This window comes from Pseudidiomarina sp. CB1, assembly GCF_024752025.1.
Taxonomy (GTDB): domain Bacteria; phylum Pseudomonadota; class Gammaproteobacteria; order Enterobacterales; family Alteromonadaceae; genus Pseudidiomarina.
In genome coordinates this window covers 560,659-571,930 of the sequence record NZ_JANTPU010000001.1, presented here as the reverse complement: position 1 = coordinate 571,930, position 11,272 = coordinate 560,659, and the positions used below count along the sequence as shown (strand labels likewise).

At 48.4% G+C, this 11,272-nt stretch carries 5 protein-coding genes and 1 tRNA gene; 1 reads left to right on the top strand and 5 read right to left on the bottom strand.

What is annotated here, in order from left to right; all coding sequences use genetic code 11:
- Positions 1–94 precede the first annotated feature (94 nt).
- Positions 95–171 (top strand) — tRNA-Met (locus tag NV375_RS02695).
- Here the strand turns inward: NV375_RS02695 and NV375_RS02690 are convergent.
- The 5 genes from NV375_RS02690 to pepN all read right to left on the bottom strand — a co-directional run bounded on the left by NV375_RS02690 (position 150) and on the right by pepN (position 11,265).
- Positions 150–1,880, bottom strand: a complete 1,731-nt coding sequence (locus tag NV375_RS02690) for a 5'-nucleotidase C-terminal domain-containing protein (RefSeq protein WP_258806855.1) — start codon at positions 1,878–1,880, stop codon at positions 150–152. The two genes, NV375_RS02695 and NV375_RS02690, sit on opposite strands and share 22 nt — an antisense overlap.
- Positions 1,881–1,970: 90 nt before the next feature.
- Positions 1,971–2,522, bottom strand: a complete 552-nt coding sequence (locus NV375_RS02685) for a cell division protein ZapC domain-containing protein (protein ID WP_126770328.1) — start codon at positions 2,520–2,522, stop codon at positions 1,971–1,973.
- Between the two features lie 79 nt (positions 2,523–2,601).
- Complete coding sequence (gene pyrD / locus NV375_RS02680; protein ID WP_258806854.1) at positions 2,602–3,615, bottom strand: quinone-dependent dihydroorotate dehydrogenase; 1,014 nt, start codon at positions 3,613–3,615, stop codon at positions 2,602–2,604.
- Positions 3,612–8,453, bottom strand: a complete 4,842-nt coding sequence (locus NV375_RS02675) for an NAD-glutamate dehydrogenase (protein ID WP_258806853.1) — start codon at positions 8,451–8,453, stop codon at positions 3,612–3,614. Before NV375_RS02675 ends, pyrD begins: the two co-directional genes overlap by 4 nt.
- Before the next feature lie 199 nt (positions 8,454–8,652).
- Entirely contained in the window at positions 8,653–11,265 is a 2,613-nt protein-coding gene (gene pepN / locus NV375_RS02670; RefSeq protein ID WP_258807940.1) for an aminopeptidase N, read from the bottom strand.
- Positions 11,266–11,272 lie beyond the last annotated feature (7 nt).

Below are 11,272 nucleotides of genomic sequence, written 5' to 3'. Positions count from 1 at the left end.
GCAGCAGTTAAACGGGATTTGCTGAAATAAGCAGCAGTTAACGCAATGCGTGCTTGCGTTCTACGAAAAGCTTGGTAACATGCGCAGCATCGGACGCGGGGTGGAGCAGTCTGGTAGCTCGTCGGGCTCATAACCCGAAGGTCGTAGGTTCAAATCCTGCCCCCGCAACCAATTACTTGCCAATGTAATTGCAGCTCTTCTGAATAAACGCCTTGCGGCAAACTTCCCAAATAGTTCAACAGTACATCTGAAAGCATATCTGCACCGCGAAGAATTGTGGCCTCACCGTCTAAGTGAGGGAAATCACCGCCACCATTTGCGCGATAATTGTTGGTAGCGACGTAAAACATATCGGTGCTGGATACTACTTTACCAGCATACCGAACATCTTTAATGCGCTGCCCCGGCTCGGCGGTGATATCAATATGGTAATCAAGACCTAACAAGGTATCGAAATTATAATGGGCAACCTCACTATTGAGGTAACGCCAGCAATCCGCTATCGGACTTGCCTCGCTCGCCGTCACGAAAGCCGTGGCGCTCTGCTCGAGCCAATCTTTAATTTGTGCACCATTTAACTTAACGATATCTAGCGTATTTGGATAGCGGTATAGATCACCTATGGCACCGCGAGTTAGTGGCCCAGCAGAAAGTTCTGTAGCGCGATCACTAGAACTAAAAGCAGCATCAAAGGGGGCTGCCGCACTTAATAGCGGAAGGTCTTCAACCGCACTTGCGGTGAGAAGTTGGCGGGCTTGCCAAAGCTGTGCACGTTGCACGAATTGAACCGCAGAACTTGGTTGCCAGCGAGCAGTTTTGTAGCTTAGTGGTTGTGTCGTGCTTCCGATGGGTTGTTTCATAAAGGTTAAGGTCGCTTCATGCGCGCTTTGTAGTCGCGCGGCAAGCCTCGAATCGACTTCGGTGGAGGGTTCGACCGCTCTTGCTTCGCTACGCGCAGTTGTAACTTGCCAGCCGGTCTCCTGCCCATAATTTAACTCAAGATCGATAATACCCAAGTGGCTGCCGTAGATACCGGGTTGTACAGTTGGCACCCCGCGTACTCGGCCATTCTCACTATCGACGCCAGATAACCGGTCATACACGGAAGTTCCCGGAAAAACTTCATGTTGATGGCCGAGTAATAGCGCATCGATTCCTTGCACCCCAGCAAGTAACCAGCCTGTCTGCTCGCTGTCATCAGGATTGTCGGTCGATTTTGGCATGCCAGTGTGTGCCGCAAGTATGACAACGTCGGCACCTTCTGCACGGGCCCGCTGAACGCGTTGTTCGGTCGCTGTAAGCATCGCCGCAACATTTACTTTCCCTTTTAAATGATGCTGGTCCCATTGCATGATTTGCGGTGGCATGACACCAATAACCGCAATAGTTAAAGGAATAGTCGGTCCTTCGCCCGGCTGAGGTATCGACCGCTGTATCCAAGCAGTCTTGACAAGTTTCTCACGCAAAGCCGCTGGCGCTGAGGGTAAAAGCTCTAGGTTACTAGCGACAATTGGAAAACGGCTATCACGATAGGTAGCGGCTAAGTAGTCGAGACCAAAATTAAACTCATGGTTGCCAAGATTTGCCACATCATACTGTAAATAATTTAAAACTTGGATGATCGGATGCGTCGCCTTAGTGACCGGAAATTCGGCAACAGCATAATCCGCAAATGCGGAACCCTGGATTAAATCGCCGTTCTCTATCAACAGGTTAAAAGGTTGTTCTTGGCGTGCCTGCGAAATCAGTGTCGCGGTTTTAACTAGGCCCTGTTCAGTGACCTCACTACTACGGTAGTAATCATAATTAAGCATCTGACCGTGAACATCACTGGTCGTCATGATACGTAGGGTTATTTGGTGGTGATTGGCTGTCGGCATGGTATGAACTACATTAGAAAAAGAAGCGTTAAGCACAAGAACACTAGCAAGCAAACGGTAGGAAAATGTCCGCAACATAAGAGCCTCGAATCAGGCGTGGCGTAAATGCTCGTCATCAAGGTTGAGTTGAAGATAATGACTAGGTTGCAGTCGATTGCGTAATACTTTAACTGAATCAAACTGTTGCATCTCTTTAACTTCAGACAGTGTCATCGAGCTACTTAGCAACATACATTCGGCAAACTCATCATCGATTGCTGTGATGGCAAATACCGCCGTTTCAATTCCTGAATTCAATTCGACCAATGCGCCCACCTCAAGTTCGTAATTGGGGGCCTTGGTGCAGCTTTGAAAGTACCAACTTTGGGGCATTTGAGGACGACCAAAGCGTTCAAGAATGGTGCGATTAAGCGCTGCTTGGGTCAGCATCATCGGGTCCCATAATTCGTAGGCGCTGAGTACGTCGTAGAATTCTTGAAAGCAGGTCGCATCTTCCATGGTAAAAGCTGCGTGTAGCGGATTCATTGGAATGAGGCGTGATTTTTTATAAGGACACTTGTGCACTAACCCGTGATCGAGTTCTACCGATAGCTGTTGCGTCTCAGGATCATAGATCCAGCGCCAATGCTGCGATGCGTGCACGAAAAGCCCCTTCTGTTAACGCTTATTGTGATTTTTATAATGCTTAACTGCGCCTTAACATAGCTAAGAACGCAGTTAATTACAAGTTATTCACGATATCAGCGATAAGTTTTGGCCCATGATAGATAAAGCCAGTGTACACCTGAACTAAACTTGCGCCGGCAGCTAGTTTCGCTCGTGCTGCAGCATACGAATCAATGCCGCCAACTGCGATAATTGGAACTTTATTCTGTAAAAATCCTGATAGCTCTCGGACAATTCGCGTGCTGTCCTCGAAGAGTACAGCGCCACTCAAGCCCCCTACCTCATCGGCATAAGGTAAGCCTTGCACCGCATTTCGGCTCAAAGTGGTATTCGTTGCGATGACGGCATCGATGTTATGTTTAACAAATGCTAGTGCCATTGCTTGGAGTTCTTCCGAACTTACATCTGGTGCGATTTTGACGGCTAAAGGCACATAACGTTCGTGCTTGGTGGTCAAAGCAGCTTGTTCTTTTTTCAGTGCTGAAAGTAAAGCATTTAACGCTTCGCCGTGCTGGAATGCGCGTAGCCCTGGGGTATTGGGTGACGAAATATTCACGGTTATGTAGCTCGCGTACGGATAGACTTTACGCATGCAGGTAATATAGTCGTTTGCGGCTTGGTCCTCAGGGGTATCCTTATTTTTACCAATATTGATGCCGAGTACACCTTTAAAGCGAGACTGTTTAACTTGCTCGGCGAGGTAGTCAACACCATGGTTATTGAAGCCCATACGATTAATAATGGCTTCTTTTTGCGGAATCCGAAATAACCGCGGCTTTGGGTTGCCAGGTTGCGGTCGTGGCGTGACCGTACCAACTTCAATGAAGCCAAAACCCATTTGCGCAAAGGCGTCAATACACTCTGCGTTCTTATCTAGACCTGCAGCCAGACCGACTGGATTTGGAAACTTGATCCCCATAACAGTGACGGGCTTTGCTGCAACTTTTTGCCGCCAAAATGCTGCTAAAGGCGTATGCGCATACTTATGCAGTATGCGCATCGAGTAATCGTGTGCTTGCTCCGCATCTAAGCGGAACAAGCACCAACGTGTTGCGCCGTAGAGACTCACACATTCACCGCTGTGCAGTTGTGGTTCAACAACATCAGTTCACGTAAGGCAACTGAGAACTTGGCAAACTCGTGGGTTTTGGTTGTGCGGAAATCAGACAACATATGCAACCAACGATCCACATAGGCACGATTTTCATCCAACCATGCTTGCAGCACATCGATACCATCAGTTTTCGGATCACCACCTTTGAGCATGCTCAATGTTAGCGACCGCTGTTGCCAATCAAGCTCTTCACGGAAGGCCGCGCGGGCTAAGGCTTGCCAATGATTATCGACAGGCTGTGAGTTGATTTGGTCAAGGAACCAATGCAACGATACCGCAGCGCCTAAGTGGAAATAGGCGTTGGCAACACTACCCACCTTACGCTTGGTTTCATGAACAATATCGGCAATATCCAATGCAGAGAACAGCGTCGACAGAATAGCAATTTGCTCAGCTAATTTGGCGGGGACGCCAGTGTTGGTCAACCGCTCAATTTCTTTTTCAATGCCGGTGCGCTCGTCTGCAACCAAGTAACTTAGAACATTCTTACGTAAGTCGTTAAACGCTCCCTGATAGAAGTCCAACTGCTCTTGAATGGTCGTGAGCTCTGGACGACGGTGACGCAGGAACCATCGTGTAGCACGACGCACAACGCGACGTAACTGGAACAGCATTTGATTTTGAATATCTGCTGGGATTTTGTTGTTGCCTGCCTCGATTTGTTCCATCAAACCACGTAAGTTAAAACATTCACGCGCAACAACATAAGCTGCAGCTACTTCTGCGGCAGTCGCACCGGTCGCGTCCATTTTACGGAAGACAAAGTTAGGCCCCATATCGTTAACGATATTGTTCGCCAAACGTGTCGCGATAATTTGAGCGCGCAGTGGGTGTGCCTGCATTGCTTCGGCGTACGGCTCTTGCAATGGTTTCGGGAAAGCATTGATCAACGAGCGCGCATGGAATGGGTCAGCCATGACCGCATCGTCTAGCAACTCTTCTTTCAATACCATCTTGCCGTAAGCGGTAATTACCGCTAACTCTGGGCGTGTGAAGCCCTTGCCATTGGCTTGGCGTTCCGCCAACTCGTCATCATCTGGCAGGAACTCAAGGGCGCGGTTAAGTTGCCCTTCACGTTCAAGGTGATGAATAAAACGCTGCAGTTCTTTCACTTGGTCCGCACCGCGTAATGCGGTAACGGAAATTGATTGCGATTGACGATGACAGTCCTTCAAGACAATTTGTGATACTTCATCGGTCATGTCGTATAACAATTGGTCGCGCTGCTTACGAGTTAACTCGCCTTGCGCAACCAAACCGTTGAGCAAGATTTTGATGTTAACTTCGTTATCCGAGCAGTCGACACCGCCAACGTTATCGATAGCATCGGTATTTATACGACCGCCGTTCCGAGCATATTCAATTCGACCAAGTTGGGTTAGGCCTAAGTTACCGCCCTCGCCCACAATCTTGGCACGTAACTCTTTACCATTCACGCGAAGCGCATCATTGGCACGGTCACCAACGTCACTATCGCTCTCTTTGGATGATTTCACATAGGTGCCGATACCACCGTTCCAGAGCAAATCAACCGGCAGCATCAAGATGGCGCGAATCATATCGGTTGGCGTCATCGATTTTTTCTGTGTGCCGAATAGCTTCTTCATTTCTGGCGTCAGTTCAATGGCCTTCGCACTCCGTGAGAAGATGCCGCCACCGCTAGAAATAAGCGAACTATCATAGTCTTCCCACGATGAACGTGGCAACTTAAATAAACGCTCGCGCTCGGCGTAGCTCTTCTTCGCATCAGGCTCAGGATCAAGGAATATGTGCATGTGGTTGAAGGCAGCGATCAAACGCGTGTGTTTCGATAACAACATACCGTTACCGAACACGTCACCAGCCATATCACCGATGCCCACAGCAGTAAATTCAGTATTTTGGCAGTCGATACCAATTTCACGGAAGTGGCGCTTTACCGACTCCCAAGCACCGCGTGCGGTAATCCCCATTTTCTTATGGTCATAACCAACTGAACCACCTGACGCAAAGGCATCGCCCAACCAGAAGTTATAATCTTGCGAAATACCATTGGCGATATCCGAGAATGTTGCAGTGCCCTTGTCCGCTGCTACCACCAGATAGGTGTCATCTTCGTCGTGACGAACGACGTCTACTGGCGGTACGACTTCACCGTCGACAATGTTGTCGGTAATATCCAGTAACGCGCGAATGAAGGTGCGGTAACACTCTTTGCCTTCTTCAAAGAAGGCTTCACGATCTTCCGGAAGCTGCTTGCAGAAAAAGCCCCCTTTCGCGCCGACAGGAACAATCACGGTGTTCTTCACTTGCTGCGCTTTAACCAAGCCTAACACTTCGGTACGGAAGTCTTCACGGCGGTCTGACCAACGCAAGCCACCACGAGCAACTTTACCACCGCGCAAATGCACACCTTCAACACGTGGCGAGTAAACGAAAATTTCGTACTTCGGCAGCGGTAGTGGCATTTCCGGAACTTTCTCAGGCATAAACTTCACTGAGATATATGGCTTTTCGTTACCTTGGGCGTCGTTTTGGAAGAAGTTGGTGCGTAAGGCTGCCAAAATCAGCTCGACATAACGACGAATAATGCGGTCGTCATCGAGATTTGCGACGTTATCAAGTTCACTGGTAATGCGTGTTTCCAGTGCTTCAATTTTTTTGCTACGACTTTTCGTGCCAGGCTCAAACTTGCTGTAGAAGAGTTTAACGATCAAAGTTGCAATGACTGGGTACTTGCTAAAGGTACTCTCAATATAACTTTGACTAAAGGTTGTACCAATCTGCCGCATGTACTTGGCAAACATGCGCAGAATAATGACTTGGCGGCCAGTCAATCCGGCGCTCAAGACGAGGCGGTTAAAGCCGTCATCTTCATAATGCCCAGACCACACTTTGGCAAACGCATCTTGGAATAAATCACGGCTGGCTTCGAGGTCTAAAGTCGCGTTGTTATGCAACATCTGGAAGTCGAGCACCCAGAATACTTCGCCATTTGTGGCCTTGATCTGGTACGGGCTCTCACCGATGATGCGTAAGCCAAAGTTTTCCAGCATCGGCAGTACGTCAGACAAATGAATCGGCTCATCTTTATGGAAGAGCTTGAGACGAATGCGCTTACTCTGCTCGTTCTCTTCACGTGAACGATAGAACAACATGCCAAGCTTGTGATCTTTATCGAGTGCTTCTAATTGCTGAATATCAGCTATGGCCACGGATGGCAGCACTTCTTCTTTATAGGCGCGAGGAAACGCATTCGCATACTTCTTGTTCAGCGCATTCGCCTTCGCTTCACCAAACGTGCTGCGTAAAATGCGCTCAAAATTGTCTTCCCAGGTGCGCGCGGCTTCAACTAAATTTTGTTCGAGTTCTTTCACGTCGATGTCCTGTACGTTCTCACCAATACGCACGGTATAGTGCGTGCGGGCAAGTGAGGATTCGGAAAAGTAAGTGGTAAATTCAACGTCGTACTTACTATTAAGGGTAGTAGCGAGGATGCTCTGGGTTTTTTGCCGTAATAACGTGTTATACCGCTCTTTCGGTACATACACCATGCACGATGCAAAGCGCCCAAAAATATCACGACGTACGAAAACCCGTGTCATATCGCGTTCTTGCATTTGCAGTACGCCAACCCCAACATCAAGCAAATCATCTTCGCTTGCTTGGACCACTTCATCACGTGGGTAGGTTTCAAGGATATTTAGCAAGGCCTTCGCGGCATGCGAGTTAGGTGCAAAGCCTGAGGCGTCCATGACACGCTTAACTTTTTCACCCACCAACGGAACATCTCGGGCACTATTGTTGTAAAAGCTACTTGAGTACAAGCCTATAAAGCGATCTTCACCAATAACTTTACCGTTCTTATCGAAACGCTTCACGCCAATGTAGTCACTGTAGGCTGGACGGTGCACACGCGACTTCGAATTCGTTTTGGTAACCAACAGCAAGGTATTGTCAAAGGTAAGATCACGAGCTACTTCGGGTAGCGATGAAACTAGCCTTTCTTTGTTGGTTGCCGATTTGCGCATAAGGCCAAGACTTGAGTCTGCTTGTTGGCGAATAACGTAGTCACCCTCTACTGCCTTCAGGTCGTAACGGCGGTAACCCATGAGTGTAAAGTTATCTTTTGCGAGCCATTTGAGGAAACGTTGTGCTTCTTTCAACTCTTTTGCGTCGCCTGGATAATTGATGTTACTCAACTCCTCGGCAACGTGCTCCATACGCTCACGCATGGCTTGCCAGTCGGAAACTGAATAGGTGACATCATCCATGACCGACGCTAATTCGCGTTTTAATTGTGCGATCGCATCTTTACTGGTTTGACGGTCAATTTCGATAAGGAATACGGTATCAACCTCGTTGTCACCACGCGTGCCTGGCTTTAATAGTTTAGCAATCCGCTGCTCGCTATCTCGCTCATGGCTCAGTGGCAGGTGAAGCAACAAATGCGAGTTAATCCCCATACGTGATAATGCCATCCGAATGGAATCGACCATAAATGGCATGTCACTTTGGATAATCTCGATAATGGTATGCGCTGACTCCCAACCATGACGCGCGACTTCAGGGTTATAAACCTTAATCAACGCTTTTTCGCCTGGGCGATAATCGTTGAAGCTGTGCCATAACCCCATTATGGCACCATACAAATCACTATCATTACGCTGCGCAAGTTCATCTGGCGCTACATTGCGGAACATACGGAGGGCAAAGTCTTGGATGATATCAGCGCGGTCGGTCGCTCGTTGCTGAATGAGCGCGGCCACTTTCTGCAGAATAACGGGGGTCTGGCTGTCGCCAACGGAGTTCATGCTAAGTATCCTTGTAACCTATTGAGGTAGAACAATACTGTGAACTGTCACAGATTTTTCCAATAGCCTTTATTGTCGGACATTTAGCCGCGCTATTCAATGATAATAAACAGGAAAAATCAGTGTTCAGACCACGGCTGACGTGGCCTGAACATGAATATGATAGCTTTATGCATGATTATTGGAACTTGTGACCTTGTTAGGCTAAAGCGTTGTTCACTTTTTCAGCAAGGTCACTTGCTAAATTATCCATTTGCTGTAGCTCTAACAAGCAGTTTTTAAGCATCTCTTGGCGCTTTTCATCATAACGTCGCCATTGTAAAAACGGCGTAATGAGTCGAGCTGCTACCTGCGGATTGAGCGTGTTCAATTGCTTAATTATGCGCAACACTAGTTGGTAGCCTTGCCCGTCGGCTCGGTGAAAACAAAGACTATTACGGCAAAAGGTTGCCACTAATGCGTATACCCGATTCGGGTTGCGTAAGCTAAACTTGTCGTGCTCGAGTAGCATAGCGACACGTTCAACGGTTTCCGGGTGCGGGGCACTTGCTTGCGCGGCAAACCACTTATCCATCACCAACGGGGTTGCTTGCCACTGTTGTTCAAATTGCCCAAGTGCTTGCTGATGATTCGGTAAGTCCAAATGAACTGCAAACTCTAAGGCTGCTTGTTGCAAGGTCATACTCTGCCCTTGCGTGGCTTGCTGCAATACTTTAGGAGCATAATCTTGCGGCTTGGCAACCGCTAAATAGTAAAGACTGCGATTCTGCATGGCTCGCACTGCCATCGCTTGCGCACTAAGATCCTTCTCATCAGCGGTAAGGTCATGATAAACCTCAGCAAAATCATCTGCCAGATGTTCTGCAAGGGCATCACGAAGTTGCTGTACCGCCTTGCCAATAGCTTCAAGAGGAGCATCTTCTTGAAAGTATTCAACCAGCTCTTCCGCACTTGGAGGGGTGAAAATAAGGGCTTTTAATGCGTTATCTAAAGCAGCGTGCAGTGCGTGCCGTAATGCTTCGATTAACGCCTGCGGAAGGTCTATCTGCCCTTGTTGACGAACGCCAGCTAATAACACGTGCAAATACATTTGTTGCGCCGCTTCCCAACGGGTCACTTCTTGTTCCGCGTGGGCGAGTAACGTGGTGTAAACGCTCAAATCGACATTTCTCTCGATTTTCACAGGCGCGCTAAAGTTTTCTAACCAGGCAATCACAGGTCGTTCATTGACGTCAGTCAATGTGAGCGTTTCAGATGCTTGGTGAATTACCCAGAGTTCACTCCCCGACTCATGTCGCTGTACCTTGTCATGTGCAACTGATAGACGTTTCCCATCGGCGTTGTAGAGACTAAATAGCAACGGGATAACAACCGGCTGTTTGTCGTTCTGCCCTGGCGTGCTGGGCGTGTGTTGTTGCACCGTTATGGTTAGGCTTTTTTGCGCAGCGTCGTAGTCTTCTGCAATCGTGAGTGTCGGTGTACCCGCTTGACTGTACCAACGGCGAAATTGCGCGAGGTCGGTGTCATTCGCAGTTTCAATCGCAGCAACAAAATCTTCGCAAGTAACGGCTTGGCCATCGTGACGCTCGCGATAGCACCGCATGCCCGCTTGAAAACCTTGTTCGCCGAGTATAGTGTGCAGCATACGAATAACTTCAGCACCTTTGTTGTATACCGTAACGGTGTAAAAGTTATTCATCTCGACAACTTTATCCGGCCGAATGGGATGCGCCATCGGGCTGGCGTCTTCATTAAATTGATGGCTTCGTATCACGCGAATGGCATCGATTCGATGCACGGCACGGGAACCAAGATCGGAACTAAACTCTTGGTCACGGAACACTGTAAGCCCCTCTTTTAGGCTTAGCTGAAACCAGTCACGGCAGGTGATGCGATTACCGGTCCAATTGTGAAAATACTCGTGACCGATAACTGACTCGACGTGAATAAAGTCCCAGTCAGTGGCCGTTGCTGTGTCTGCCAGAACATATTTGGAGTTAAATATGTTGAGTCCTTTATTTTCCATGGCGCCCATGTTGAAAAAATCAACTGCGACGATCATGTAGCGATCGAGGTCATAAGCGAGACCAAAGCGCTCTTCGTCCCATTGCATCGCTTTCTTTAAGGATTGCATGGCGTAGCCGGCGCGCGCCAAATTACCTTTATCAACGAAAAGCTCTAGTAATACTTCGCGGCCTTCCATAGTGGTGTAATGATCGTGTAAGCGATCAAAGTCTCCAGCTACCAGAGCGAACAAATACGCTGGTTTAGGATGCGGGTCATGCCAAGTGGCAAAATGTTCGCCATTGTCGAGTTTCCCTTCATGCTGCAGGTTCCCATTGCTTAATAAGTACGGATACTTTCCTGCTTCGGCACGCACGGTCGTGGTAAAAATAGCTAATACGTCGGGGCGATCAAGGTAGTAAGTAATGCGACGAAAGCCTTCAGCTTCACATTGGGTGCAAAAAGCGCCACCAGATTTGTACAGTCCTTCTAAGGCACTATTAGCACTTGGGTTGATTTCGGTTTCTATGGTGAGTTCAAAGTTATCTGGAGCGTCAGCAATGCGCAACTGTGTCGCTGTTAGCTCATAATCGGCGGTTGCAAGCTCGCGTTCGTCGATCGCTAGTCGACGTAACTGCAGTTGTTCGCCATCGAGCTCAAGCGGGCCTGCGCGTAATCGTCGTACGCGCATTACTGCGACGACACGAGTGGCGCTGTCATGCAGGTGAAAATCAAGATCTACGGTGTCAATAGTGAATGCCGGAGTGCGATAATCACTCCGGAGTTTTGCAGTTTTTTGGGTTGTCATATCGGCC

What these genes read in the sequence shown, in the direction of transcription:
- pepN (WP_258807940.1), bottom strand. Translation starts at nt 11,265, where the DNA reads ATGACAACCCAAAAAACTGCAAAACTCCGGAGTGATTATCGCACTCCG.
- NV375_RS02675 (WP_258806853.1), bottom strand. Translation starts at nt 8,453, where the DNA reads ATGAACTCCGTTGGCGACAGCCAGACCCCCGTTATTCTGCAGAAAGTG.
- NV375_RS02690 (WP_258806855.1), bottom strand. Translation starts at nt 1,880, where the DNA reads ATGCCGACAGCCAATCACCACCAAATAACCCTACGTATCATGACGACC.